The following is a 26,735-nucleotide window of genomic DNA, read 5'->3' on the forward strand; positions in this document are numbered from 1 at the left end:
GAAAGACACTATAGCGGCGGGTATAATCAACAGCGGAATAATCCCCCAATCAGAAACGGAAGGTTAACGATGACTGTCCGCCGCGTTGCGCTCTTGACCGCCGGAGGTTTCGCCCCGTGTTTGTCCTCGGCCGTGGGTGGCCTCATTGAGCGCTATACGGAAATTGCGCCCGATGTGGAAATTATTGCCTACCAGCATGGCTACCACGGGCTGCTCACCGGGAATTACATCACCATCGATAAGGAAGGGCGCGAACAGGCCCATATCCTGCACCGTTTCGGCGGTTCGCCCATCGGTAACTCCCGCGTCAAGCTGACCAATACCGCGGATCTGGTCAAGCGTGGCCTCGTGGAAGAAGGCGTGAATCCGCTGGAATTCGCTGCCCAGCGCCTCGTGGAAGATGGCGTGGATGTGCTCCACACCATCGGCGGTGATGATACGAATACCACCGCCGCGGATCTGGCTGCCTACCTGGAAGAAAACGGGCATCACCTCGTGGTGGTGGGCCTGCCCAAGACCATCGATAATGACATTATTCCGGTGCGCCAGTCCCTGGGTGCCTGGACCGCCGCGGAAGAAGCCTCGCTTTACGCCCAGCATATTATTGGCGAGCATCGCTCCAACCCGCGCATGCTCATCGTGCACGAAGTGATGGGGCGCAATTGCGGGTACCTCACCGCGCAGGCCTCCAAGTACTACCACGATTGGGTTCAGGAGCAGGAATGGGCTCCGGCGCTGGGCCTGACCAAGGAACGCTGGGATGTACACGCCGTGTTCCTGCCCGAAATGGCGCTGGATATCAACGGCGAAGCCGAGCGCCTGAAGAAGATTATGGATGAGATTGGCAACGTCAATATCTTCCTTTCCGAAGGTGCGGGCGTGGATGAAATCGTGGCCGAAATGGAAGCCGCCGGCCAGGAAGTGCCGCGCGATCCCTTCGGGCACGTCCAGCTCGATAAGGTCAATCCGGGCCGTTGGTTCGCGGAGCAATTCGCGCAGAAGCTCGGCGCGGAAAAGGTCATGGTGCAGAAGTCCGGATACTTCTCACGCGCCTGGCACGCCAATGCTGAGGACCTGCGCCTCATCAAGGGCATGGTGGATCTGGCTGTGCAGTGCGCCCTGGAAGGCAAGCCCGGCCTCATCGGCCACGATGAGGAAAACGGTAACGTCCTCACCAATATTGCTTTCCCGCGGGTGAAGGGCCACAAGGCTTTCGATATCACCCAGGATTGGTTCGTGGAGACCATGAAGGCCATCGGCCAGGAGGTCCGCCCGCACGCCTAAGCGGTGGGTAAGCCGCGGCTCTTGCTAGCTAGGCTGTACACCTGATTGCTCGCCCCGTACCGGTTGACCTGGTGCGGGGCGAGTTTTTTGTGCGGGGCGAGTTTTCGTGCCGCGCGCGTCTCATTGCATCGACGCAATTCCGCCCGCGCGCTCGTTCCGGGCTAAAATTTCGATTATGTTTGAGGACGATACTCATAAAATTGCCGCGCTGGCCCACACCTGGCGCGAGAAGCCCGCTCTGCACCAACCTCATTACGAGGATGAAGCAGAGCTCGCTGCGGTTATGCAGCGCTTGGCGAAAATGCCGCCCCTGGTTTTTGCGGGCGAATGCGATCGGCTGCGCGAAAGTATCGCGGCCGCGCAACGCGGCGAAGCTTTTGTCCTCATGGGTGGGGATTGCGCCGAATCTTTCGAGCAAATCACCGCGGATCGCATCCGTGCCAAGGTGCGCACCCTCCTGCAAATGTCGGTTATTTTGACGTACGGGGCTTCGGTGCCGGTGGTGAAAATCGGGCGGATGGCCGGCCAGTACTCCAAGCCGCGCTCCCAAGCCACCGAAACTATTGGGGACACCACCCTGCCCTCCTACCTGGGCGATTCCATCAACGGGCACGAATTCACGGCCGCGGCGCGCCGCCACGATCCGCACCGTTTGGAGGAGGCCTACCTGTACTCGGTGGCCACTCTCAACCTCATGCGGGCTTTCACGCGCGGCGGTTTCGCCGACCTGCGTTCCGTGCACGATTGGAACCGCGGTTTTATTGCCAACCCGGCCTACGTGCGGTACGAAAAAACCGCGAGCGAAATTGATCGCGCCATGCGTTTCGTGACCGCGGCCGGGGTCGACGGCGCCCAGCTGGCAGAAACACAACTGTATTCCTCCCACGAGGGCCTGGTGCTGCCCTTCGAGGAAATTATGATGCGCATCGACTCGCGCACTCACGAGCCCTACCTCACCTCCGCCCACTTCCTGTGGATCGGGGAACGCACCCGTGATGTTAATGGCGCCCACGTGGAAATGTTCTCCCACGCACGTAACCCGATCGGGGTGAAATTAGGTCCGACGACGACGCCAGATACCGCTCTCGCCCTTATCGATAAGCTCAATCCGGAAGGTGAACCGGGCCGACTCACCTTCATTACCCGCATGGGAGCCGGGCGGGTGGAAGAAGCCCTGCCGCCCCTGGTGGAAGCGGTGCAGCGTGATGGCCGCCCGGTTACCTGGGTCTCGGATCCCATGCACGGAAATACCATCAAGGCTTCCAATGGAATTAAGACCCGCCGGCTGAGCGATATTATGGCGGAAATCCGCGGGTTCTTTGCGGTTCATGAAGCTCTCGGTAGCCACCCGGGCGGTATTCACGTGGAACTGACCGGGGATGACGTGACGGAGGTGCTGGGCGGCTCCGAAGAAATCTTCGAAGAGACCCTCACCGAACGTTACGAATCGCTGGTCGATCCGCGCCTGAACCACCAGCAGTCCCTCGAGCTGGCCTATCAGCTGGCCGAAATGCTGCGCGACGTGCACCTGTAAAACGAGGGCTGGGCGCGCGGCCTGGCGTTGCCGCGGCCCTGCTTGGGTGCGTTCGCGGCCGGGTGCCGGGGCGAGCGTGCCCGGGCGAGTGTGGCCTGGCTACCGCGCCGCAATAATAAGGGTGACCTTCTGCCCGGGTGCAGTGCTGATGCTGGGGCCAGGATCCTGGCGCAGCACGGTGCCCGGCGCGGCAGCCCGGGTTTCCCGATAGCGCACCTGCACCTGGAAGCCCGCTTTTTCAAGCACGGCGCGTGCCTCCGCTTCCGCCATATCCGCCACATCGGGAACGGTACAGTCCAGGGCCGCTCCGGCAATGAGAAGCTCAACCGTGCTCCCCGGGCGCACCCGGCTCCCCGCCTCCGGATCGCTGCCCAGCACGGTGCCCGGTGCCGCACCGTTCCCGCTGCGCACTTCCGTTTCCACAGTGAGCCCGAGCGCCTCCATCTGGCTGCGTGCCTGGGTGAGACCGGTGGCAAGTTCAGGCACCGTTACCCGCGCCCACGGGCCGGCCGTGAGGGCCCACGTGGCACCGCCTGCCCCAGCAAGCAGCGCAATTGCGCATACCCAGGCGGCAATCCGCCACGCGCGGGCGCGCCGCCGCCCAGCGGTGTGCTGCCCCGATGTTCCCGCACCGCGCTGCGAGCGCGCCGTATCTTGCTGCGAGCTTGCCGGTCGCGCCGTAAGTTTCCGGGTGGGGCGGAGGACGGACGGGGCACGGTGCGCCGGGGCGCGCACCGGAACTGTCGCATCCGCTCCAGCATTGAGCGTGGTGGCGTGCTCCGTTCTTGCTCCAGCCGCGGTCTCCAGCTCGGCGCCGCCATTACCGCCCGACACATCTTCACGGTGCACCGGCTGCGGGCGGCGCGGCGTGACCGGAATACGCCGCAGCGCGGCATCATCAGCGACGCTAGCCCGCAGCGGGCGCAGCAACTCACGGGCCTCCACGGCACTCGCCGGGCGATCCGCCGGATTTTTCGCGGTGAGCACCCCAATAAAAGAATCGACCTGCGCCGGCAGCCACGGATTTTCCCCGGCCAGGCGCGGCAGATCTTCCCGGGCCTGGGCCGCCGCGAGCTGCGCGGCTGAATACCCGGCCCAGGGCAGGCGCCCGGCAAGTAACTCAAAAAGCACCAGGCCGGTGGCATAAATATCACAGGCCGGGCTCACCGCTCGCTGCTCCAAAACTTCCGGAGCGGTATAGGCAAGAGTTCCCCAACGCGGTAGCGCCCCCGAGGAAGCACTTACCGCGTGGGCCAAGCCGAAATCGGTCACCGTCACCGCGAGCTGTGGAAGGCGGACGGGGGAGGGAGGCGGGCAGGCGTCGTCGAATAAAATATTTTCCGGCTTGATATCCCGGTGAATAATGCCGGCCCGGTGGGCAGCGGCCAGGCCCTGGAGTACCTGGTCGCAGATGTTGAGTGCGGTGCCGAGCTGGAAAGAACCCAGGCGCTCCAGCTCGTGGCGTAGCGTGGGGCCGGGCACGTATTCCATGACGAGGTACGCGCGCTCAGCTGCGCCGTCGTTCCACACCCCGCGGTCATAAATAGTGACGATATGCGGGCTGCTCAGCGCGGCAACCGCCCGCGCCTCCCGCTGAAAAAGCCGCGTGAAATCATCGAGGGCGGCCAAATCGGGGTGCATAATTTTGATCGCCACCACGCGATCCAGCTTCGTATCGTAGCCGCGGTACACCGTGGCCATCCCGCCGCGCGCCACCGGGGCGTCGAGACGGTAGCGGCCCTCAAGCCACCCGGCCGGCAGGGAAGGAATAGTCACACACCTAGGGTAGCGCGCCGCTTCGCAACGCCGCGTTTAGAAACTCTTGGCCGCGCGCAAGACCCGCAGCACATATTTTTGGGTAGAGGGATACGGCCCCGCCTCCCGCAGTCGCGCCAGGCCCTGATAGTAGGCGGCAATCGCCTCGTGAGTACTGGAGGTGTGGCGCTGCAAATAGCGGATAATCGCGATGCCCGCGGTGATATTATCCGCGGGAATGAGCCAGTCCAGATCCCGACCGACCATCCGCCCCGCCCACCGCGAAGCCGCGGGAATCAGCTGCATCACACCCGCCGCCCCGCTGGGGGAAAGCGCCCGGGAATTGAAACCGGATTCAATATAGGCATGCGCCATTGCAAGCCGAGGATTGACGCCCATAAGCGCCGCCGTATCACGCACCATCTTCTGCGTTTCCGCCCGGCTCGGGGCGATAATCGCATTCAAACGCGCCGCGATTTCCGCGTGCGAAAGCTCGTAGCGCGGGGCCGGTGCCTGCGCCCGCAAACGCGCCAGATTCGCCTTCGATCCCACCGTTTCTCACTTCCTGGCCGGTGCGGGGGACATCTCAATTGCGCCCCGGCCGCTGTTCCACTTGTGACAATAGTGCACTGTTGTGAAAATGTCACCAGATTGTGACGATTTTGTAATGGCGACGACGCCGCGCCCTTGCCCACCTGCGCGCCTGAGCGGGCGCGGCATTAAGATGGGAAGCGTGGAAAAAGAGAATACAACTGTGACGTGGTTGAGCCTTCCGGAGCTGGCCGATTACCTCGAGATCGATCTGCGTACGGTACGCTCCCAGCTGCGCGACGCCCGTTTCCTGGCGGTGCGGCGCGGGGAAAATAACGCGCTCTATGCAGATGCGGGGCAATTCGTGGTGAAAGATGGGCGGCGCGTACCCCTGCCCTCGCTGCGCGGCACCATTATCTCCTTGCGTGATGCCGGATATAACGACGACGAAGCCCAGGAATGGCTACGCCGCTTCGAACCGGAACTACGTGACACCCCATTGGGCGCACTGATTGGCGGGCACACCCACGCGGTCCGGCGCGTTATCGCCGGCCTGGCTTTTTAGTGGGTGCGCGAACGCAGGCGCTGGAGGAGCTCCCCTAAGCTCTCGCGGGCGGCCTCGTTCAGGCGCGGCAAGATAGCCCGCGCACTATCTTCACGTTGGCGAATCATCTTTTCCACGTGAGCCCGCGCTCCGGAGTCCTCCATGAGGGCCTGAGCGCGAACGACGTCGTCGCCCTTCAGGCGCTTCCCACGCAAAGACCGCAGCCATCGGGCATCCACCTCGCTGACCCGCTCCAAAGTTTCGAGGAAGAGGAAGGTGTTTTTCCCTTCGGTGAGGTCATCACCGGCGGGTTTGCCGGTGACGGCCGGGTCGCCAAAAATCCCGAGGATATCGTCGCGCAATTGGAAGGCCTCACCGAAAGGCGTGGCGAAAGCCCGCAAATCTGCGATTGTTTCCGGGGCGGGCTGGGTGGCGAGCGCCGCTCCGATAAGCAGGGGGAAGAGCGCGGAATACGAGACCGTTTTATGGGTGATAATCGCGCTGATATCTTCCCGGGTAGCCGCGCGGGTGTATTCGCAGCGGATATCGAGGAACTGGCCGATACCAACGTCCTCACACATGGTGAAAAACGGCTCGAGGGGGGCACTGCGCCCGGCGCTCACCGCTTCCTGGGAAGCCAGTGCTAGCACGGCATCACCCACAATCAAACCGGCACGGAAACCGTAGCGTTCTGGGGAACCATCCCAGCCCGATGCGCGGTGATAATTCGCCAGCTCGGCATGCACCGTGGGGACCCCGCGGCGCGTGGCAGAGGCGTCAATAATATCGTCGTGAATAAGGGCCGCGAGCTGGAAAAGCTCCACGGCCGCGCCCAAACGTACCGCCGCCACCATATCCGCGCAGGTAGGATCCGGGAGAGTAGCGAGCATCCCAGCCCGCACCAGCCGCGCCCGGGTCCGCTTACCACCGGACGCCAGCGCGGTAACCGTATCGATGAAATCCTCCACCTCGGGCTGATTCCAACGGCGCAGCGAATCCAAACGCGCCTCAATACGGCTATCAACCCCGTTGGTGAAATCGCGAGTGCTCCACTCCATTGCTCGTGCTCCGCTTCTTTTATCCACAGATTCGTGAGGTGCGCGCCCCATCCACAGGGTACCGGCACTCGCGAGCACGCGCTTGCCGAAGCTGGTTATCTAGCCCTATGGACACAATCACACTTCATCATCCGCGCGATGCCCTCGCTGTTATTCCCCATCTGCTGGGCTATTACCCGCGCCACCACTTCGTACTCTTCGGGGGAAGCCCGGAAATACACCGGGCTTTGGGCCCGGATGGGGAGGAACTACCGCAATGGCTCGGTTCTCTGGAATCTTCCGAGCCGCCGGAAGTTGCCGTGGCCGGGGGTGAAACGCCGCTTATCCGGGTGGATCTGCGTGCCGGCCCTATCTCACCCTATGTTGCGCGGCAGATAACAGACGCGGTAGCTGCCTGCCGCATGTTCAGCTGCGTGGCGGTGGTGTACTGCCCAAGTTTTGTTCGCTTCGCGCACACCCGCGAATTTGCTTCGGTCCTGGCCCTCCTGGAGCTGCTCTGCGCCGCTCTTTCCCGGCTCTGGGATGGCGACCCGGGCACTCGCGATGCGTGGAGTTGTGATTTTTTCATTGCCGATAACGAAGGATTTATGGATATGGGAGAAGAAACATTTTGCCGCTGGGAAGAATTGGAATCCACCGAGGCGGCGGCTGCTCTTGTATATAAGGGTTCGGCTCCGCTGGATCAAGAACCGAGCCGCAATATCGTCAAAGCCAGCCCCACCCGGATGCGTAATACCGCGGCGGCGATGGAGGAAGCACGCGGGGAGGAGGTTACGGCCCTGGAAGAGCATTGGGATATGCTCCTTTCCCGGGTGGTGCGCCGCCGCAAAGCCGGCCCGCCGCGCATCACCACCCGCGAAGCGGGGCGGGCCCTGGCCGGGCTCACGCATATTCCTATTCGGGATAAAATCTTGCAGGTTTCCCTCGAACACGATCCGCTGCTACCGATGTCTTCCGTTGATCCCGCGGTGGGCTTCGCCACCGGGGTGGGGGAGCGCCCCAATATCGTGCGGGCTTTGGGGATGATGGCACTGCTGGATGAATTAGCTCGGCTGGCTCCGGAAGGAGTGGAGGTTCCCTATGCCTGCTCAGCGTATTTAGCCTGGTGGGTGGGGCAAAACTCCATGACCGCGCTGCGTGCTCAAGAAGCGCTGGAGATCAATTCCGGCTCACGCCTGGCGCGCATGCTCAAAGACGCTGCCGAATGGAACGCGCTGCCACCCTGGCTGCTCGGCCCGAACGGGGGTGGCAGGTGCTCGCGCGCCAAAGCTGGTAGTGGCGGTGAAGGGGACGCGGATAGCGACGGGCCTGGCAACGTGGATGGTGAAGGCCCTGCCAACGCGGATGGCGACGGGCCTGGTGACGCGGCCACATCGAGTGGTTCGGTGGATATTGAGCCGAAAGCTGTGGGCCAAGAGCCGGAAACTATGGATCGCTACGGACCTGGTAGGCAAGCAGCCTAAGTAGCTGCGTGCGTGAAAGAGGCACGTGCGCCGGCGGGGAAGTTCGCGCTCGCGGAGGTTCGCGCGGGCACGGAATTTCGCGGCGGCAGAAGTTCACGGCGAAGGGAAAGTTCGCGCTCGCGGAAGTGGGAGAACTATAGTCGCCGAGGATAAGAATGCTATGTGAGGATCGGCACGTTGGGGAGGCTGGGGAACAAAAAGCGGGTCGGGCGCGTTCCGCTAAGTAGCTCTTTGGGGTGGATACCCCGTGCCGGTTCTCGGCATTCGTTGATAACACTAGGGAAAGGTCTCACGTGGCCACAAAGTCTGCCAGTGCACAAGAAACCGCTGCCGTGGAAAAGGACACCGCGGTCTCCGCATCCGCTTCGGGTACGAAGAAGAAGGCGGCTTCTCGCTCCTCCAGTCGCACGGCATCGGCCACCTCGGCAGCTACCGCTTCCGAAAGCACAACGGCTGCGAAGAAGCCGGCCGCTAAGAAGGCCACTGCCACCAAGGCCACCACTACCAAGAAGACTGCCACCAAGAAGACCACCTCCAAGGCAAGCGAATCGAAGGCGGCTGAATCTAAAGCGGCCGAATCCAAGGCAGCTTCTTCGGCATCTTCCACCAAGAAGGCCACCACCGCGAAGTCCACCGCTTCAAAGTCCACCGCGGCTAAGAAGGCTTCCACCAAGAAGGCAGCCACTGAAGCCGAAGCTCCGGAAACTGCGGCGGCCGCTAAGGATGCGACCGCGGCCGCAGCGGAAGCCAAGGAGGAGAAGCCGGCCGCTAAGAAGTCGGCCACCCGCAAGACTGCCGCGAAGAAGACCACGTCCAAGGCGGCCGAATCCAAGGCGGCTTCCACCTCGAAGAAGGCTACCTCGAAGCGTGCTACCGCTAAGCAGGAAGAACCGGAAGATCCTGAAGAACATGAGGATCTCGAGGATGAAGATTTCGACGTCGATGCTGAGGATGTTGATGCCGAAGATCTCGACGACGATCTCGAGGATGACGAAGACGATTCTGAGGACTCCGAAGAGGAGCCCGAGGAAGAAGAGGACGAAGCCGATAAGGAAACGGATAGTGCCGCCAAAACGGAAACAACCGGGCGTAATTCCCGGGGTGGTTTCACCGTCAAGGATTCCGATGATTCGGATGAACCGGCGGTGCGCGTTCACGTTGCCGGTGCCACCGCGGATCCGGTTAAGGACTACCTCAAGCAGATCGGTAAAGTGCCTCTGCTCAACGCAGCGGAAGAAGTGGAACTCGCCAAGCGAATCGAGGCCGGGCTATACGCCCAGCATCTGCTGGACCAGGGCAATCTTGATAAGGAGAAAGACCACGCCTATATCCGTGAACTGCGGATTATTTCCCGCGATGGCAAGCACGCCAAGAACCACCTGCTCGAAGCGAATCTTCGCCTGGTAGTTTCCTTGGCTAAGCGCTACACGGGCCGCGGCATGCTCTTCCTTGATCTTATTCAGGAAGGGAATTTGGGGCTGGTGCGCGCCGTCGAAAAGTTTGACTACGCCAAGGGCTATAAGTTCTCCACCTACGCCACCTGGTGGATTCGCCAGGCCATTACCCGAGCGATGGCAGACCAGGCCCGTACCATCCGCATCCCGGTGCATATGGTCGAAGTCATCAATAAGCTCGCGCGGGTCCAGCGCCAAATGCTCCAGGAACTCGGGCGGGAACCAACCACCGAGGAACTGGCGAAAGAACTGGATATGACCGAAGAAAAGGTCGTCGAAGTTCAAAAGTACGGTCGTGAACCCATTTCCCTGCATACCCCGCTCGGTGAAGATGGCGATTCCGAATTCGGTGACCTCATTGAGGATTCCGAAGCGGTGGTCCCGGCGGACGCCGTGGGCTTCACCCTGCTCCAAGAGCAGCTCCATCGCGTTCTCGATACCCTATCCGAACGCGAAGCCGGGGTGGTTTCCATGCGCTTTGGCCTCACCGACGGCCAGCCGAAAACCCTGGACGAAATCGGAAAGGTTTACGGGGTCACCCGTGAACGCATTCGCCAGATCGAATCCAAGACCATGTCTAAGCTGCGCCACCCGAGCCGTTCGCAGGTGCTGCGTGACTACCTGGAGTAAAACCAGGCGTGGCAGGTTCCCGAGGCGCGCGGCGCACACCCGGGAACTCCACCTCGAATAGCGGGGTGGGCCAAATAATCTCAGCGGCGTGGCGGCGAGCATCGTCCCACGCCGCTGCTGTTATTTCCCGCCCGTCTCTGCTGTGCGCGCGGGTGGCGTAGCGTTCCCCGCGCGCCTCCCGGCGCAGATATTCCGCCAGGAGCCGCCCGCACATACGCGCATCCGTGATGGCGCGGTGGTGTTCTTCTATCTCAATGCCGGCCCGACGCGCCACGGCCATGAGGGAATGGCGCCCCTCAGGAACGTAAATGCGCGAGAGATCCATCGTGCACACGGCGGCGCTGAGCGGGATACGTAGCGGGCTTCCGGCCCGGCGGAAAGCCTCGTTGAGAAAACCCAGGTCAAAGCGGGCATTATGCGCCACGAGGATACGCCCGTGTAGCAACCGTTCCACGTGGGGGAGCAGTTGTGAGAACGACGGCGCCTGTGCCACTTCCGCAGCGTGTACCCCGTGAATTTCCGTAGCTCCCATGGGCCGCAGCGGGTTCACCAGGCTGTCCCATTCGCGCTCCGGGTTGCCCTGCTCATCCAGAAGCACCACCCCGATCTCCACAATCCGGTCAGTGCGCGCATCTAAACCGGTGGTTTCCAAATCGAGGGCAGCGTAGCCAGAAGAAATACCGTGCGCCTGAGAAACACCCATGCGTTCAGCTTACCGAGAGCACGGGCCCGGGGTGATCTTCTCCTCAGGAATAAGCGCGCCCTTTTATGCTTTGATAGGTATGTGAGTACTACATTGACTGAATTAGCTCCCTTGACCGCGCAGGATCGTTGCGATGCCTGCGGAGCCCAGGCTTACGTTCGGGTACGCCTGCCTTATGGAGAACTTTTCTTCTGCGGCCATCATGCTTCCCAGCACCTCGATAAGCTGCGTGAAGATGCCCTTGAGATTCAAGACGAACGCGAAAATATCGCCTAGCTTCTCTTCGATCTCACCACCAGCGGCCCACCCGGGCCGCTTTTGAGTTAATGTGCCCCGCTGGGACTGGTGTGAACCGTGGAATTCACGCACTTTCACACACCTTCACGCGCGCCGCGGCGGCTCGCGAACAGCCGTTCGCGTAAACTACCGGTGTGTCAACTTCCGAAGAATACTCAGCTCGTCATCTCCAAGTCCTCGAAGGCCTGGAAGCCGTGCGCAAACGCCCCGGCATGTACATCGGCTCCACGGATTCACGCGGACTCATGCACTGCCTCTGGGAAATCATCGACAACGGCATCGACGAAGCCCTGGAAGGATTCGCCACCCATATCACCGTCACCCTCTACGCCGACGGATCGGTTGAGGTAACCGACGACGGCCGCGGCGTCCCCGTGGATACTGTCCCCGGGGTGGGACTTTCCGGCGTGGAAGTTGTGTACACCCGCCTGCACGCCGGCGGGAAATTCGGCGGCGGATCCTATTCCGCTTCCGGCGGCCTCCACGGCGTGGGCGCTTCGGTCGTCAATGCCCTCTCCGCGCGCATGGACGTGAAAGTCCGGCGCGGCGGCAAGGTTTACCAGATGCAATTCAAACGCGGCGAACCCGGGCGTTTCCAGGACGGTGCCCAGCCCTCCCCGGAGGCACCTTTCGAAGCTTTCACCCACGGAAGCGAACTTGACACAGTCGGGAAAGTAGCGAAGAAAAACACCGGAACATCCGTGCGCTACTGGGCTGACCCCCAGATTTTCCTGGCCGAAGCAGAATTCTCCTATGACCTGCTCACCGAGCGGGTACGCCAATCCGCCTTCCTGGTGCCCGGCCTGACCATCACCATCCGCGATGAACGCGGCCTGGCGGGTACCCCGGGGGAGAACGGTCCCCATGAGGAAGTGTTCCACTACGAGGGCGGCGTCGTCGATTTTGCGGACTACCTGGCTACCGATCCGGCTCTCACCGCCACCATGCACCTCACGGGCAGCGAAACTTTCACCGAAAACGTGCAGGTCCTCGACCCGGAAAGCGGGCATTTGCGCGCCCAGGAAGTTGAACGCACCTGCGAAGTGGATGTGGCCCTGCGCTGGGGAACTGGCTATGACACCATCACCGAATCCTTCGTTAATATTATTCGCACGCCCGGGGGAGGGGCGCACCAGAGTGGCTTCGAACAGGGCGTGGTGAAAACCCTGCGCGCCCTGATCGACACTAATTCGCGGCGCCTCAAGCTCACCGCCAAAGATGCCAAAATCGAAAAAGACGATATTTTGGCCGGGATGACCGCGGTTGTCACGGTCCGGCTAGCCGAACCCCAATTCGAGGGGCAAACGAAGGAGATCCTGGGGACGGCGGCAGTGCGCCCCATCGTGGCGCGCGTCGTCGCAGCACAGCTCCACAGTATCCTGGCATCCACGAAACGCGACCAAAAAACCGAAACCTCGCGGCTCCTCGAAAAAATCGTGGCGGAAATGCGGGCGCGGGTGGCCGCGCGCGTCCATAAGGAAATCTCGCGGCGGAAAAACGCGCTCGAAAATTCCACTCTGCCCGCCAAGCTCGCCGATTGCCGCAGCGATGATATTGAACACACCGAGCTTTTTATCGTCGAGGGGGATTCGGCGCTGGGCACCGCGAAACTGGCGCGTTCCTCGGAATTCCAGGCGCTGCTGCCCATTCGCGGCAAGATTCTCAATGTGCAGCGCGCCTCGCCCGCGGATATTCTGCGTAACCAGGAGGTTTCTTCCATTATTCAGGTGGTGGGGGCCGGTTCTGGGCGCACTTTTGACCTCGCCGCGGCGCGCTACGGGAAAATTATTATGATGACGGACGCGGACGTGGACGGCGCCCATATCCGCACCCTCCTGCTCACGCTGTTCTTCCGCTATATGCGTCCCCTCGTGGAAGCCGGGCGGGTTTTCGCCGCGGTACCGCCGCTGCACCGCATCGAGGTGGCCGGGCGCGGCGGGAAAAAGGGCTCGTATATTTATACCTATTCCGAAGAGGAATTGCATCGGGAACTCAAGAAGCTCGAACGCGCCGGGAAAACCTATAAGGAACCCATCCAGCGCTACAAGGGCCTGGGGGAGATGGACGCGCACCAGCTCGCGGAAACCACCATGGATCCGGCCCACCGCACCCTGCGGCGCATCCGCATCGAGGATGAAGCCGCGTTGCGGGAAGCCGAGTCCGTTTTTGAGGTGTTGATGGGTAACGAGGTGGCTCCGCGCCGCGAATTTATTGTCGAAGGCGCCGAGCATATTTCCTACGACAAGATCGATGCCTAAGTTTCCCGGCCCGCGCTTCGCTACACTTGAGAGTCATACCCGTAAAGGAGGGCTCATGGGTAACGGCGCGATACGGTGGAGCGATCTCACGGCGGCGGACGCCCGCGCGATTTTCACGCTGCTGGACACCCACCAAAGTGCCGTGAACTCCAGTTTCCGCACCTCGCGCGAAGAAATCGACCTCATGTTTGAGCCCTCGGTTCCGCATAGCGTTTTTGGGTGGTACGACGACGCAGCACCGGGCCGGCGCCTCCTCGCCTTCGGTATTGTGCGCCTTTACGATGCGCGCACCGCGCATCCCACGGTCACGCTCTCGGCCAGCGTGCATCCCGAGCTCAGCCCGGAAGTGCGTGAACAGGCCGCCCGCGAGGTGCTCGCCGAACAATTACGCCGCGCCCCGGCCCTGGCGGCCGGCACCCTCCACCCGGTGGCCGTGGCGAATGTGGAAAGCTGGGACCCGGAACGGGGCCGGGCCCTGGCGGCCGCCGGTTTCACCGACCGGCTCTCCTACCTGCAAATGCGCCGCCCGCTCACGCGCGGGCCGCTGCCTCTGCCCGTTTCCGCGCATACGGACAATAGCGGCGTGGAGCTTGTTCCCCTCACCCCGGATCGGGACGACGCCGCGCTTCTCGCCCACAATTCCTTTTACGCAGATAAATTGAATTACCCGATTTACACCCGGGAGCAGTGGCGGATCGAATGTGCTTTTATGCGCCGGGAATGGAGTTTCCTGGCGGTAGATACCCGCGGGGATCGGCCCCGGGTACTCGGGTGCATTATGACCGCCGCTTATGAACAGGACTGGCCCGGGTTGGGATTCCGGGAGGGCTATGTTGATGAGCTCGCGGTGCGGGCCGAAAGCCCGGACGGGGTCAATGCCCGCCTGCTGGCCGCCAGTATCGCCGCCCAGGCGCATAGCGGCATGGATGCCACCACCCTGGATCTCACCGTCCACTACGAGCCGGACGGCAGCCGCCTGACTCCCGAAAGCGCAGCGCGCCTGAGCCTGTATGAGAGTTTCGGCTTCGAGGTCACCGAACGCACCCGGGTGGTGCACCACCCGCTCCCGGATCTGCCGGCGCGCTCCTAAGGAGCCGCGTTCCGCGGCGGTGTGCGGTGCCTAGCGGCATGTGGCGGTACATGCGCCAAGCGGCCGCGGCAACACCGCGCCGTGCGGCTAGCTTCCGATAGCTGCCACCGGGACCGTCAGGGCGCTGCCCGAAGCATCCCGCTTTTCTTCAACTTCGGGTAGCTCAACCGGCTGGCCGGAGGCCGTGATAGCGCGCAGCGGCTCGGGGCCAGTAGCGGCCACCGCCAACATATTTTCCCCGCGCAGGAAACGCTGGGCGCGCACCCCGCCCGTACCCCGGCCCTTCGCCGGGAAACGATCCAGCGGCGTCACCTTCGCGCTGCCCGGTTCGGTACCCGGAAGCGCCTGCGCATTCGAGGCAATCGTGGCCACCAGGGAACCGGCAAGATCATCACCGGGCACCACCCCGAGGGTAATCACCTGGGCGCCTTCCGCGCAGCGAATCCCGGCAATACCCTGGCCGGCCCGGCCCTGCGGGCGCACCAGTGATGCCTCAAAACGCAATAACTGCGCATCGCTCGTAATAAGAACCACCTGATCGGTATCGCGGGCCAGGGCGCAGCCCACCACGCTATCGCCCTCAGCCAGGGTAATAACCTCCCAGCTTTCCTTATTCGGGTACGCGCCGTTCACCCGTTTAATCCGCCCGTGCGCGGTGGCGAGGGTAAGAACTGGATCGCCCTCGGCCGCGGTAAGCGGGGCCAGCCCGATCACGCGCTCCCCGGAATCCAGAGAAATCAGATCCGCTATCGGGGTGGCCCCGGCCAGCGAGGGAGCCCCCACGGTATCGGGAAGCGCCGGGACGGTGAGCACATCCAGGTCGATCATGCGCCCGTGGCTGGTCACCACCCCGATATGCCCGCGGGCCGTGGCGGCAACCCGCGAAATGATCGCATCGTGGGCCCGGCGCGGGCCGCCGCGCTCGGGAGCATCGCCGCCCGCGGTGCGCGCCACCAGCCCCGTTCCCGAGAGCAGTACCCAGGTCGGATCATCGGAAACTTCCAGGGGGAGGGCGGCCGGTGCCGCCGCGCTGGCCGCCCCGTCCGATTCCAACAGCACGGTGCGCCGCGGGGTCCCGAACTGCTGGGCCACCTCCGTCATTTCGGAAGCGACCACGTCCCGCAGCCGCTCGGGCGAACCGAGGATTTCTTCCAGCTCCGCGATGGTGCGCTCCAGCTCCTCCCGGCGCCCTTCCAGCTCAATCTGGGAGTACTTGGTGAGGCGGCGCAGCCGCAGCTCCAAAATATAATCGGCCTGCGCCTCGGAGAGATCAAAAACAGCGATGAGCCGCTCGCGGGCCGCCGCGGTATCTTCCGAGGAACGAATAACCGCGATCACCTCATCAATATTGAGGACGGCAATGAGCAAGCCCTCCACCAGGTGCAAATCAGATTGCGCCGCCCGTAAACGGTGCTCACTGCGCCGGCGCGTCACTGTGATGCGGTGCTTAATCCACACCCGCAGCAGCTCCAGCAGCCCCAGGGTTTGCGGCTGGCCATCAACCAAGGCCACATTATTAATCCCGAAAGAATCTTCGAGCGGAGTGTGCTGGTAGAGCTGGGCGAGGACCGCCTCAGGGTGGAACCCATTTTTTACTTCGACGACGAGCCGCATGCCATGGTGCCGGTCGGTCAGGTTTTGTACCCCGGAGACCCCCTGAATTTTCTTGGCGTTAACGGCGTCCTTGAGCTTGTCAATGATCTTTTCCGGCCCCACAAGATAGGGCAATTCTGTAATAACAATTCCGCGCTTACGGGGGCTGATTTTTTCGATGCGCGCCGTCGCCCTGGTACGGAAAATACCGCGCCCGGTTTCGTAAGCCTCCCGGATACCGTCCAAACCAATAATTTTTCCGCCTTCGGGCAGGTCCGGGCCGGGGATAAAACGCATAATATCCTCGAGGCTCGCATCCGGGTGGCGCAGCAGGTGCTTCGCCCCGTTAATAACCTCAATAAGATTATGCGGTGGAATATTCGTCGCCATTCCCACCGCGATGCCGGAGGAGCCATTGACCAGCAGATTCGGGATGGCGGCCGGGAGCACCTCGGGCTGCTGGAGGGTGTTGTCATAATTGGGGACCATATCGACGACGTCCTCGTCGAGTGAGGAAATCATCGCCATGGCCGGGGCCGCCAGGCGTGCCTCGGTATAGCGCGAGGCAGCTGGCCCGTCGTCGAGCGAACCGAAATTACCGTGCCCGTCCACCAGCGGCAAGCGCATGGTAAAAGGTTGGGCGAGGCGCACCATCGCGTCATAAATAGCGGTATCACCATGGGGGTGGAGGCGCCCCATCACGTCACCCACCACGCGCGAGGATTTCACATGGGCGCGGTCGGGGCGCAGGCCCATCTGCCCCATTTGGAAGAGGATACGGCGCTGCACCGGCTTGAGACCGTCGCGAGCATCGGGGAGGGCACGCGCGTAAATCACCGAGTAGGAGTACTCGAGGAAGGAGGTGCGCATCTCCTCCGACACGTTAATATCGACGATATGTTCCGCGGGGCTCGTATTCTTGGGCATTGCTCAATTATCCCGCTTTTTGGCCGCGGGCGGGGCGGCGGCGCAGGAGTGTCGAGGCGGAAAGTAGACTGAGAGGCATGACTGAGCTTCCTGTGCTGCCTGCCGCGCGCTCGCTACGTGCCGTCCTGGGTGAATGTTTAGCCGCCTGCGGGGTGCTGCCCGAAACGGAATCCGCGGCGGAAACGGCGCGGACTGGCATGCTGGATTTGCCGCGTGCTAGCCGAGTCTGCCTCGTCCTCGTGGATGGCCTGGGGGCGGAAAACCTGGCGGCGCGCATTGGCCACGCACCCACCCTGCGGGCTCTCACCGCGCGCGAACCGCTCACCTCCACTGCGCCATCCACCACCGCGGCCGCCCTCACCACCCTGGGTACCGGGGAACTCCCCGGGCGCACCGCGATGCTGTCCTACTCCTTGCGCTCCCCGCGTACCGGCCGCAATTTCTCCCTGATTAGCTGGGAGAATAGCGGGCTCGATCCGGAGGAATGGCAGCCGGTCCCCACCTGGGCGCAGCGCCTGGAGGTCGCCCGGCCCGGGATAGCCAAGCAGCTGGGAGCCATCCAGGATCCGGACCATATCGGTTCGGGGCTGACCCGGGCCGCCTGGCGTGGTTTTACCGCGATCGGAGGCCCGGCCCTCGATGACCGGGTGCACCTAGCCGCGCGGTTCCTGCGGGAGGGCGGGCGTTTCGCCTACCTGTACTGGGGGGACGTCGATCACCGCGGGCACCGCTGGGGAGCCACCAGTGAGGAATGGACTATGGCGCTCGAAGATCTGGACGCTGGTATCCGCCTGCTCACCCGGCTGCTCCCCCCGGATACCCTGCTGGTCCTCACTGCTGATCACGGCATGGTCGATCCGAGCGAACGCATTGATGTGGCCACCACGCCGGCACTGAGCGAAGGCGTGGACCTGTATTCCGGGGAAGAACGCGCGGTGCATCTTTACACTCGGGAACCGGAAGCGGTGGCGGCACGCTGGCGGGACTACCTGGGGGAGCGCTCCTGGATTTACACCAAAGAGGAAGCCATCGCCACCGGCATGTTCGGGCCGGTCACTGCGCAGGCACGCGAAGCTATGGGCGATGTGCTCGCTTTCCAGCGCGGTCGCCTGAGCGTGGTGCACACCGGGCAGATGCAGCCGGGCACCACCTTTATGCGCGGGGTCCACGGTTCGCTTACCCCCACGGAAATGCTGATCCCCCTGCTCCTGGAGCTTAAGTAGTGCTTTGCAAATGCGTAGCGGCGCGTGCCGGAGGTTACGTGAGACTCCGGAATGGGTAGCGGTGCGCGCGGCTGCTGGGCACCGCGTGGCGTTAGCGTGCCAGAGCGGGCACTAGCGCGCTAACACTAGTCCTTTTTACCGAAGACGATCTCATCCCAGGATGGCATGGTGGGCCGATCCGTGCGCTTGCGCCCGCGCCGTGCCTCGGTAGCTGCCGGAGCGGCTTTCTCCGGCGCGCTAGCCGGGGCCGTTTTATTGGGAACCGGTGCGGAGGCTGCCTTAGGTGCCGGCGCGGGAGCGGGACTCTCTGTTGCTGTACCACTAGCCACGTCAGAACCGCTCGGTTCCGCGCTCGCACCGGAGACTGCCCGAGCACCCGCGTCAGAACCAGCACCCGCATCCGAACCGGAAGCCGGGCGGAGCACCGGGGCCTGCGCCAGCTCTTCGGGCTCCAGTAGCGCCCGCTGGCCGGGCAGCTGCCCCTCGCGCGAGGGCAGGGAAACAATGGTGGCCGGAGCTCGCAGCTCCTCCTCATCTTCGGGAGCCCGATGCGCCCCATCCCATTCATCGGGGTCAATATCATGATCGGCATCCGGCATGGGCCGTGACTTACCACGCTGAGAATCCAGCGAGGCCAGCACCTCATCAATAGAGGCACGCGCCGGGGGAGTATCCACCACGCTTGGGAGAGCCGCCGCCGGAGAGGCCACCGCGGCGGGAACCGCCGCGGGCGTCGTCGTACCGGAAAAAACAGGATCCGCGCTGCCCGGCACTACCGCGGGGGTGTGATCCGGGCGCCAAGGGCCGGCATCGGCCGTGAGGGACGTTTCCGAAAGCCAGGACGCCTCATCATTGCGGGCCTGGAGAGTGTGGCGATCCGTATCGATAAACCAGCGGGCCTCGTGCTCGCGCCCGGCGGAGATAAACCGCACAATCAGCGCCCAGGGCTGCCCGGCCTCACGCACCGCATCCCACGTAATCGACGCGGTATCCACATCGCGGGCAACCAACCGCGATGTGACGAGTTCTTCAACTGTGAAACCTCCCACATCGCGCCCGAGAGTGTAGTTCCGGGCCTGTGCGGCGGTGTAGTTACGCTCCGCAATAATGGGGTGAGCCAGGGCGGAGATACGCGAAGGGGGCAGTGCAGCCATCTCGGAAATATCGTCAACACTGCGGCCGGCCCGCACCAAAGCTTGGATTTCACGCGGCCCCATCGGAGTGATCTCCTCATCCGGAGCGCTGGGATGGGGATCCTTGCGCAGGGCCGCCCGCAGATCATCGGTGACGGGCAGCAGGTAGCGATTGCCCTCCTCATCATTAAGCGTGAGGTTGTGACCGTCGGGTTGCAAGCCGAGCAGCTCCAGCTTTTTCATCTCTTCCCTTACTCTTGGTACCACTCTTAGGGTGCCACCTCCGGGCCCGAAAAGCAGGCATTGGGCGCGGGTGTGTTTCCATGTGGCGCGGGTGCTGTTACACTAAGCGCGCAGTACCACCCGTCAGGACCATACGCGAGGGCGGAAAGATCCGTTTCTCGCGGGTGGACGCCGGTTCGTGCGGAATCCACCGCGTGGACCCCGGCACTTTTGGAGAGTGACTTTATGGCAACAGATTACGATGCTCCGCGCAAGCAAGACGAGGAGCTCCGCGAGGATTCCTTCGAGCAGCTCGCCGGGCGGCGCTCGGACCAGCAGTCCGGTGCGGTTGATGAGGACGAGGTCGAAGCGGCCGAGGGCTTTGAGCTGCCCGGCGCGGACCTGTCCAATGTTGAGCTATCCGTCAATGTGATTCCCGCCCAGGATGATGAATTCACCTGCTCGCAGTGCTTCCTGGTTCACCACCGCTCCCAATTGGATCACGTGGAAGACGGCCTGCCCGTTTGCGTGGATTGCGCGGGCTAGCGGGAAACGAGCATGCGTGCGGCGGTTACGTTTGCGGCACGCGAAGAAGAAGTACGACGACGCCGCGGCCCACGGGCCGCGGTATCTCACTACAGTGCATCCCTACGGTGGGTGAATTCCACGAGGGTGAGCTCCCTCAGTAGACTAGAGGGAATGAAGGAATCGGGACGAGGAGTATAAGCATGGCATGGTTCTCACGGCGGAAGAAAAACGAGGCCCCCGCATCGCAGCCGGGCGAACGTGACGAAGCCGGCCAGGACCTCGCCGCGGATAACTCCGGTGTGGCACATGGCGGCGCGGAGGGCGCTGGCGCCGGTGGTTCTGATGCCGGCGCCGCCGGCAATGCTGATGCCGATAGCGCAGATGCCGCGGCCGGCCCGAAAGAACGCGGTCCTTACGATGAATCGGAAGCCCCGGAGAATCCCGCTCTTATTGACGGCGGGGCTCTGCGCCTGCCGATCCTGCCCGATGCCACCATGCAATTCTCGGTGGATCGCGAACGCCAGGTCGTGCTCGGCGTGGTTTACATGATGGGCGATTCCGCGGTGCAATTACAGGTTTTCGCCGCCCCGAAATCCACCGGCCTGTGGGAGGACATCCGCGTAGAAGTTATCTCCTCCATCGCCAACCAGGGTGGGCGCTTCCAAGAAGCCGAAGGGGAGTACGGCCCCGAAATCCAAGCCCAGATGCCCGCGGAGAACGGCCGGGTGCCGGTGCGCTTCATCGGTATTGACGGCCCGCGCTGGCTGCTGCGGGTAGCCGTGACCGGGCGCGGGGCGGTAGACCCGGCCCGCGGCACCGAAGTACTCCACCGGGTTCTCGATGATCTGGTGGTGGTGCGCGGTACCCAGGCCATCCCGCCCCGCGAATTGCTTCCCCTCGCCCTTCCCCAGCAGGGCGAGCCAGAACCCGAAACACCCGATACCGGCATTGAACTGCCCAAGCGCGGCCCGGAAATCCAAGAGATCCGCTAGTTAGCTAGATAGTTAGGTACCTATGGCTACGCCGGTGTGGGTGACGGGGGATATTATCGCCATCACGTACCCGGGCGCCCCGGGAGGAAACGGGGCACACACCCCGGAGGTACGCATCGCCGTGGAAACCACCGCGGGGCTCCTCACCCTCATTTTCCAAGGGCGGCGCACCATCGATTGCGTGCGGGTCGGGGACCGCATTCGCGCCCGGGTGGTGCCATTGCGGCGCCGGGGCGTGCTGGTAGCATATAACCCGGAATACACGGTGCTCTAGCGAGCGCCCCACACCCGTACCGCCCACGTCACAAGCCGGGAGGACCCATGGATACCACCACACCCGGCGGCGGCCTGCGCGCGGTGCTCGGGGAAGAATTCGACGCCTGGAAAGCTATCGGCGGAGTACGCGGCGTTATCGAAGCCAATGTTCCCGCCCTCGTTTTTGTCGTTATTTATTTAGCCACCCGCAATATTCCCCTGGCGGTGCTCATACCCCTGGGCATGGCGGTCCTGGCTATCCTGGTGCGGCTCATCCAGCGCATTGATGTGATGCCGGCCCTCGGCGGGCTCTTCGTGGTGGGAATCTCCGCCTTCTTTGCCTGGCGTTCCGGGCGGGCGGAAACCTATTTCTTACCCGGCTTCCTCACCAACGCCGCCTACGCGGTAGGTGTGACGATTTCCCTCATCATCCGGCGACCCATTATGGGCTATATCATCGGGATGCTGCGCGGGGATATTGCCAGCTGGCGCAGCGCCACCCACCCGGCCGCCCGGCTCACCTACCGGCGCTACACCCGCATTACGTGGCTGTGGCTGGCCATGTTCGCTGGCCGCGTCGTCGTACAATTACCCTTCTTTATCAGCGGTAATACCGCGGCGCTGGGAGTCATCAAAATTATTGCCGGGCCGGTGCTGTTCTGCCTGATCCTGTGGGCCACCTGGCTGCTGGTACGCGGCCTACCGCCTGCCAGTACCTACTTGGAGCCTTCCGAATCCGCGGCGGATTCCCCGTCCGCATCCTGAGCGGGAGCCGCCGGGCGGGGCCGGAAATAGTTCTTGAGGGCGGACATATCCACATCGTCCCCGCCGTCAATGAGAAGCACCTGGTCATCCACGTCCACGATGAGATCGGCATCGGCCGTGAGGGGCACGCCGTCGCGAATAATAGCGTTAATGGCGACCCCGGCGGGAAGCTCAATATCGCTGATGGCGCTGCCCACCACCGGGGCCTCGGCGGATACCGAAACCTGCCACAGGCTCGCCCCGCTGCGGTGGAACCGCATGACCTGGGTGAGGGAGCCATCCGAGACCGCATCCTCCACCAGGGAAGCCATAATCCGCGGGGTGGATACGGTTACGTCCACACCCCAGGCATCGGTGAAAAGCCATTCATTACGCGGGTTATTCACGCGTGCGATGGTGCGGGCGATCCCGAACTCGGTTTTCGCCAGCAAAGACACCACCAGATTCACTTTGTCATCCCCGGTGGCGCAGACGATAATATCCGCCTCCGCGGCGCCCGCTTCGCGCAGCGCGGGAACTTCGCAGGCATCGGCCAGGTGCCAATCCGCATCCGAAGCGCTCGAAATACGCATGGCGGACGGCTTCTTATCCACAATGGAAATGGAATGCTCGGATTTGAGGAGTTCGCGGGCCACCGACACTCCAACCGCGCCGGCCCCAATAATGAGAATATTCACTGCGCCCCTTCCGATTTGAGCAGCACATGTTGCACGCCGGAGGCATTCTCGGAAGCGACGAGCACTTTGAGGGTGTCCCCGTCCTGGATCACGGTGTCGCTATGGGGGAGGAGCCCGGCCAGGCTGCGGATAATATAGGCGACCCGCGCCCCGGTTTCCTCTTCCACATCCGCCACGGTGCGCCCGAACCAGCGCCGGTCCACCGCCACTTCAATGAGGGAAATCCGGGCGAGGGGATCGCGGAATTCGTGGTGGGGGCCCAGCGGGATGAGTTCGCGCAGCACCCGGTCCGCCGTCCAGCGCACCGGGGCCACCGTGGCGATCCCGAGCCGTTCGTAGATAATCGCGCGGGTCGGATCATAGACCCGCGCCACCACATTGGTAAGCCCGAAAGTTTCGCGCGCCACCCGGGCGGCGATGATATTCGAATTATCGCCTGAGGAAACGGCGGCGAAGCCGGCGGCGTCGTCGATATTCGCGCGCGCCAACACATCACGGTCGAAACCCACGCCGGTGATCTGCTGCCCCGGGAAATCTTCGGGGAGCTTGCGGAAAGCTTCGGCGTCCTGGTCGATAATGGCCACCGAATGGCCGATGGCGGAAAGCGAGAGCGCCAGCGCGGCACCCACGCGCCCGCATCCCATAATTACGAAGTGCACTACATTACGCTACCGCAAAGCGGGTACCGTATCCTAGTGATGAGAAAATTATCCTTCCTGGGGATGTCCCAGTACGTGGGCGCGGCCACCTGCGTCTGCCTGGCGGTGGTGCTCCTCCCGCGCAGTATTCAACGCGGGGCGCCCTTCGCGAACCCCACCCTGGTGGGGGTGATGGCGCTGGCGGGGGCCGCGGTGCTCGCGCTCGTGGTGGCGGCCACCATTGCCGCCTCCCGCGTGGTGCCCGGGAAAGCCGCCCACCAGGTGGTTTCCCGCTATATCTCCCCGGCTTTCGGCACCGTTGCAGCCGCCGCACGCTTCGCCGCTTTCGCGCTGCTCCTGGTGCTGGCCGCCGGGCTGGTGGGCATGGCGGTCAATGCCCTCACCCCGCTGGCGGTGGACGGGCGGCTTATTCAAATCCCGCTGGTGGTGGTGTGCGCCCTGCCCGCGCTGGTGCACTGGCGCCTGCCCCTGGCGGGGGCGCTGCTTGCCGTGCTGGCGGCGAGCGGGGTGATTATCGCAACTCTGGTGACCGGGCTGGTGCGCGAGGCCCGGGGCACCGTTTCCCTCGCGGATCTCATCACGAACCGCGCCGAAGAACTCCCCGGTTCCCAAGCCATCCACCCGCTCGGAAATACCTTCGTCATTATGTGCTTCCTGGCCGCGGTGGTGCTGCTGGTGGGCGGACGCATCGGCACCGGGCGCGAACGTTTCCTAGGGCCGCGCGCCCTGAGCACCATTGCCGGGATCGCCGCGGTGGTCCTTTCGGGCACCTTCTATCTGGAAATGCGCCTGGATATTCTCACGGTCCCGGTGGGCCTGCCGAGCATCGTTATGGGCACCGCGTTCTGGGGGAGTACCGGGCGTATTATCACCGCGATTGCTTTCGGTTTCCTGGGTTTGATCTGCGTTTTCGTGGTGTACGAACGCCTCCCGCGCCTGTTGCGGGAACTTGCTTTCGACGGCGCCCTTCCCGCTCGCCTGGCTGCCCCGGAAGCTTCCCGGGCCCGCAGCGGCGTTGTTTTACTGGTGGCGGTACTTGCCGGCGCCCTCGGGGTATTTTTGTCGACGACGCACGCCGGCGTCGTCGCCCTTGTCTTTGTATGTTTCCTTATCTTCACGCTCCATTGCGCGGCCCTCTCCCTGCGCGGCGGGCAGATCCTCAAAACTTCGGAGCGGCGGGAAGAACGCCGGGCCGCGCATGCCTCCCGCTGGGGTTTTGCTTTCTTCGCGCTGGCGGGATTCCTTGTTTTGCTCGTCACGGTGGCGATGCAGCCGGCCTGGACCCTGACCTCGCTGGCGGCGGTGGCGGTACCCACGGCGGGGATGCTCATCGCTCAGCGCGGGCGCGGAAAAATGAGCGCCCACCTCAAACCGCTGGATCTGGGGGCCGGGCGGCGTCTGCCGGTCCGCACCCACGCCGTTGTGCTGGTTCAAGAACTCAATTTGCCGACCCTGCGGGCGGTCACCTACGCGCGGGCGCTGCGCCCTTCTACCCTCACCGCCCTCACCGTGGACCTGAGTGAAAGCCGCACGGCCGCGCTGCGCGCCGCTTGGAGCCAGTCCCAATTACCGGTGGGATTGACGGTGTTGGGCAATCCGACGAGCGGGGCGCGCGGGCCGCTGGTGGATTATATTCGTTTCCTCCTCGATACCCACCCGCAGGATATTGTGCTGGTTATCGCCCCGAAGGTGGTTTCCACCACCCTGTGGCACCGGGTGTACCTGCGCCGTTCCGTGCCCGCGCTTTTCGCTGACCTGTCCTATGACTCGCGCCTTATGCTGGTGCAAGTTCCCTATCAAATCCATTCGGGAGAAGACCTGTGACCACCCCTGCTGCTCAATCTCATCATTCGACCGTCGATATCACCCTGGAGGATATCGGCCACGGCGGTATTGCCATCGGGCGCGCCGAAGGCAAAGCAATCCTGGCTCGCTTCGGGCTGCCCGGGGAACGCGTGCGGGTGGCGCTCACCGAAGAACGTGCTCGTTTCGCCCGCGGGGATGTCATCGAGGTACTCGGCGAGCCCTCGCCCTACCGCCAAGCCCACCCCTGGCCGGAAGCCGGCCCCGGGGGCGTGGGCGGCGCGGACCTGGGCCACGTGATCTTCGACTACCAGCACGAGTGGAAAACCCAGGTGCTCACCTCCACGCTGCGCCGCATCGGCGGGCAAGCGCTCAGCGATCACCTGGCGGAGCAGGGCATTGTTCCCGAGGTCGTGGCCCTGCAATCCGACCGCGCCAGTGGTGGCTGGGCCAGCCGCACCCGCATCGACGTCACCGTGAGCGCGGGGCGTTTCGGAATGTTCCGGGAAGGTAGCCGCGAGGTTCTCCCCATTACCTCCATGCCCCTCGCGGTGAAGGACATCGAGGAACTGGGCCTATGGGACGGCAGTTACCTCACCCGGCTGGCCCGCACTATCGGCCCGCTGCGCGAGGGTCAGCGGGTGCGTATCCTTGCCCCTTCGGCCAGCCCGGTGGCGGTGAGCATCGGCGGGCGCACCTTCGACGCGACCGGTGCGGAATGTTCACCCTTCGCGCGCGAAGAAGTCACGGTGGGGGAGAACAGCTACCGCTACCGGGTACGGGCCTCCGGTTTTTGGCAGGTGCACCGCGAGGCACCGGCCACCCTCATCGATCTGGTGACCCGCGCGGCCGAGGTTGAACCCGGCGACCATATTCTTGAACTCTACGCGGGAGCGGGGCTGCTCACCGTGCCGCTGGCCCGCGCCACCGGGGCAACCGGCCGGGTGGAGAGCCTTGAGGGTGCGCGCACCGCGGTGGAAGACGCCCGCGCGAACCTGCGGCCCTACCCGTGGGCACGTGCCCGCACCGCCGCTATTTCCGTACGGGATATGAGCGACGCCGATATTCTCCTCGCCGATCCTCCCCGGAGCGGATTGGGAATCGCGGCGGCCCGCGCCGCCGCAGCCAGCCGCGCCCGCCGGATCGTCCTGGTGTCCTGCGACCCGGCCGCGCTGGCCCGCGACGTAGCCGCCATGGTTGAGTCCGGGCGGAGCGTGGAGTCCATGCGCGCCGTCGACCTTTTCCCCAATACCCACCACTTCGAAGTGGTGACAGCGCTGCGCTAAACTGCGGCGCACTAAGCTGGGCCGCGCCAGGCCGCGCAGGACGGCGCCAGGCCGCGCCGAGCTCGCTACCC

General features: G+C 63.6%; 23 protein-coding genes. 15 read left to right on the plus strand and 8 right to left on the minus strand.

Features of this window, described 5'->3' with window-relative positions:
* The first annotated feature begins 69 nt into the window (after positions 1-69).
* Positions 70-1,284, plus strand: a complete 1,215-nt coding sequence (locus ACRQEC_RS01150) for a pyrophosphate--fructose-6-phosphate 1-phosphotransferase (RefSeq protein ID WP_284889558.1) — start codon at positions 70-72, stop codon at positions 1,282-1,284.
* A gap of 175 nt (positions 1,285-1,459) precedes the next feature.
* Entirely contained in the window at positions 1,460-2,818 is a 1,359-nt protein-coding gene (locus ACRQEC_RS01155; RefSeq protein ID WP_026428820.1) for a class II 3-deoxy-7-phosphoheptulonate synthase, read from the plus strand.
* A 99-nt stretch (positions 2,819-2,917) separates the two neighbouring features.
* Here ACRQEC_RS01155 and ACRQEC_RS01160 read toward each other — a convergent pair whose 3' ends face one another.
* Together ACRQEC_RS01160 and ACRQEC_RS01165 are read right to left on the minus strand one after the other, a co-directional pair.
* Complete coding sequence (locus tag ACRQEC_RS01160) at positions 2,918-4,594, minus strand: protein kinase domain-containing protein (protein ID WP_284889557.1); 1,677 nt, start codon at positions 4,592-4,594, stop codon at positions 2,918-2,920.
* 36 nt (positions 4,595-4,630) lie between these two features.
* Complete coding sequence (locus tag ACRQEC_RS01165; RefSeq protein WP_284889556.1) at positions 4,631-5,125, minus strand: lytic transglycosylase domain-containing protein; 495 nt, start codon at positions 5,123-5,125, stop codon at positions 4,631-4,633.
* Between the two features lie 202 nt (positions 5,126-5,327).
* Here ACRQEC_RS01165 and ACRQEC_RS01170 point away from each other — a divergent pair, with 202 nt between their 5' ends.
* Positions 5,328-5,669 carry an Rv2175c family DNA-binding protein gene (locus ACRQEC_RS01170; protein WP_284889554.1) on the plus strand — a complete coding sequence of 114 codons (342 nt, stop codon included), beginning with the start codon at positions 5,328-5,330 and terminating at the stop codon, positions 5,667-5,669.
* Here ACRQEC_RS01170 and ACRQEC_RS01175 read toward each other — a convergent pair.
* Positions 5,666-6,706: a polyprenyl synthetase family protein gene (locus ACRQEC_RS01175; protein ID WP_284889552.1), complete on the minus strand. Its 1,041-nt coding sequence runs from the start codon at positions 6,704-6,706 to the stop codon at positions 5,666-5,668. The two genes, ACRQEC_RS01170 and ACRQEC_RS01175, sit on opposite strands and share 4 nt — an antisense overlap.
* Positions 6,707-6,813: 107 nt before the next feature.
* Between ACRQEC_RS01175 and ACRQEC_RS01180 the strand changes: the two genes are divergently transcribed.
* Complete coding sequence (locus tag ACRQEC_RS01180; RefSeq protein ID WP_284889551.1) at positions 6,814-8,169, plus strand: hypothetical protein; 1,356 nt, start codon at positions 6,814-6,816, stop codon at positions 8,167-8,169.
* A 293-nt stretch (positions 8,170-8,462) separates the two neighbouring features.
* A complete protein-coding gene (locus tag ACRQEC_RS01185; protein ID WP_435711546.1) occupies positions 8,463-10,253 on the plus strand; it encodes an RNA polymerase sigma factor in 1,791 nt (596 codons plus the stop codon).
* On the opposite strand, the gene ACRQEC_RS01190 is transcribed toward ACRQEC_RS01185, so the two are convergent.
* Entirely contained in the window at positions 10,201-10,956 is a 756-nt protein-coding gene (locus ACRQEC_RS01190; RefSeq protein ID WP_284889550.1) for a 3'-5' exonuclease, read from the minus strand. The two genes, ACRQEC_RS01185 and ACRQEC_RS01190, sit on opposite strands and share 53 nt — an antisense overlap.
* An 81-nt stretch (positions 10,957-11,037) precedes the next feature.
* Between ACRQEC_RS01190 and ACRQEC_RS01195 the strand changes: the two genes are divergently transcribed.
* The 3 genes from ACRQEC_RS01195 (at position 11,038) to ACRQEC_RS01205 (ending at position 14,601) form a co-directional block, all read left to right on the plus strand.
* Complete coding sequence (locus tag ACRQEC_RS01195) at positions 11,038-11,232, plus strand: DUF7455 domain-containing protein (protein WP_026428827.1); 195 nt, start codon at positions 11,038-11,040, stop codon at positions 11,230-11,232.
* A gap of 155 nt (positions 11,233-11,387) precedes the next feature.
* Positions 11,388-13,511 carry a DNA gyrase/topoisomerase IV subunit B gene (locus ACRQEC_RS01200; protein ID WP_026428828.1) on the plus strand — a complete coding sequence of 708 codons (2,124 nt, stop codon included), beginning with the start codon at positions 11,388-11,390 and terminating at the stop codon, positions 13,509-13,511.
* 55 nt (positions 13,512-13,566) lie between these two features.
* On the plus strand, positions 13,567-14,601 hold the full coding sequence (locus tag ACRQEC_RS01205; RefSeq protein ID WP_284889547.1) for a hypothetical protein: 1,035 nt from the start codon (positions 13,567-13,569) through the stop codon (positions 14,599-14,601).
* A gap of 87 nt (positions 14,602-14,688) precedes the next feature.
* On the opposite strand, the gene ACRQEC_RS01210 is transcribed toward ACRQEC_RS01205, so the two are convergent.
* Positions 14,689-17,121: a DNA gyrase/topoisomerase IV subunit A gene (locus ACRQEC_RS01210; RefSeq protein ID WP_284889546.1), complete on the minus strand. Its 2,433-nt coding sequence runs from the start codon at positions 17,119-17,121 to the stop codon at positions 14,689-14,691.
* A 77-nt stretch (positions 17,122-17,198) separates the two neighbouring features.
* Between ACRQEC_RS01210 and ACRQEC_RS01215 the strand changes: the two genes are divergently transcribed.
* A complete protein-coding gene (locus tag ACRQEC_RS01215) occupies positions 17,199-18,344 on the plus strand; it encodes an alkaline phosphatase family protein (protein ID WP_284889544.1) in 1,146 nt (381 codons plus the stop codon).
* Between the two features lie 125 nt (positions 18,345-18,469).
* Here the strand turns inward: ACRQEC_RS01215 and sepH are convergent, their stop codons facing one another.
* The gene (gene sepH, locus ACRQEC_RS01220) at positions 18,470-19,720 is read right to left on the minus strand and encodes a septation protein SepH (protein WP_284889543.1); all 1,251 of its coding nucleotides are present in this window, start codon (positions 19,718-19,720) and stop codon (positions 18,470-18,472) included.
* A gap of 225 nt (positions 19,721-19,945) precedes the next feature.
* Between sepH and ACRQEC_RS01225 the strand changes: the two genes are divergently transcribed.
* The 4 genes from ACRQEC_RS01225 to ACRQEC_RS01240 all read left to right on the plus strand — a co-directional run bounded on the left by ACRQEC_RS01225 (position 19,946) and on the right by ACRQEC_RS01240 (position 22,239).
* Positions 19,946-20,245 carry a DUF4193 domain-containing protein gene (locus ACRQEC_RS01225; protein WP_016442648.1) on the plus strand — a complete coding sequence of 100 codons (300 nt, stop codon included), beginning with the start codon at positions 19,946-19,948 and terminating at the stop codon, positions 20,243-20,245.
* Positions 20,246-20,427: 182 nt separating this feature from the next.
* Positions 20,428-21,219 carry a DUF3710 domain-containing protein gene (locus tag ACRQEC_RS01230; RefSeq protein WP_284889542.1) on the plus strand — a complete coding sequence of 264 codons (792 nt, stop codon included), beginning with the start codon at positions 20,428-20,430 and terminating at the stop codon, positions 21,217-21,219.
* Positions 21,220-21,241: 22 nt separating this feature from the next.
* Complete coding sequence (locus ACRQEC_RS01235) at positions 21,242-21,493, plus strand: hypothetical protein (protein ID WP_026428833.1); 252 nt, start codon at positions 21,242-21,244, stop codon at positions 21,491-21,493.
* 47 nt (positions 21,494-21,540) lie between these two features.
* Positions 21,541-22,239: a DUF3159 domain-containing protein gene (locus ACRQEC_RS01240; RefSeq protein WP_284889540.1), complete on the plus strand. Its 699-nt coding sequence runs from the start codon at positions 21,541-21,543 to the stop codon at positions 22,237-22,239.
* On the opposite strand, the gene ACRQEC_RS01245 is transcribed toward ACRQEC_RS01240, so the two are convergent.
* Together ACRQEC_RS01245 and ACRQEC_RS01250 are read right to left on the minus strand one after the other, a co-directional pair.
* Positions 22,191-22,916, minus strand: coding sequence for a potassium channel family protein (locus tag ACRQEC_RS01245; protein WP_284889538.1), 726 nt, complete (start codon positions 22,914-22,916; stop codon positions 22,191-22,193). The two genes, ACRQEC_RS01240 and ACRQEC_RS01245, sit on opposite strands and share 49 nt — an antisense overlap.
* Positions 22,913-23,560: a potassium channel family protein gene (locus ACRQEC_RS01250; protein WP_035276902.1), complete on the minus strand. Its 648-nt coding sequence runs from the start codon at positions 23,558-23,560 to the stop codon at positions 22,913-22,915. The genes ACRQEC_RS01245 and ACRQEC_RS01250 overlap by 4 nt, the downstream gene beginning before the upstream one ends.
* Positions 23,561-23,611: 51 nt before the next feature.
* Here ACRQEC_RS01250 and ACRQEC_RS01255 point away from each other — a divergent pair, with 51 nt between their 5' ends.
* Both ACRQEC_RS01255 and ACRQEC_RS01260 read left to right on the plus strand, forming a co-directional pair.
* On the plus strand, positions 23,612-25,399 hold the full coding sequence (locus ACRQEC_RS01255; protein WP_284889536.1) for an APC family permease: 1,788 nt from the start codon (positions 23,612-23,614) through the stop codon (positions 25,397-25,399).
* Complete coding sequence (locus ACRQEC_RS01260; protein ID WP_284889535.1) at positions 25,396-26,664, plus strand: class I SAM-dependent RNA methyltransferase; 1,269 nt, start codon at positions 25,396-25,398, stop codon at positions 26,662-26,664. Before ACRQEC_RS01255 ends, ACRQEC_RS01260 begins: the two co-directional genes overlap by 4 nt.
* Positions 26,665-26,735 lie beyond the last annotated feature (71 nt).

Source organism: Actinotignum saccati (assembly GCF_051265055.1).
In the GTDB taxonomy this organism is placed as follows: Bacteria; Actinomycetota; Actinomycetes; order Actinomycetales; family Actinomycetaceae; genus Actinotignum.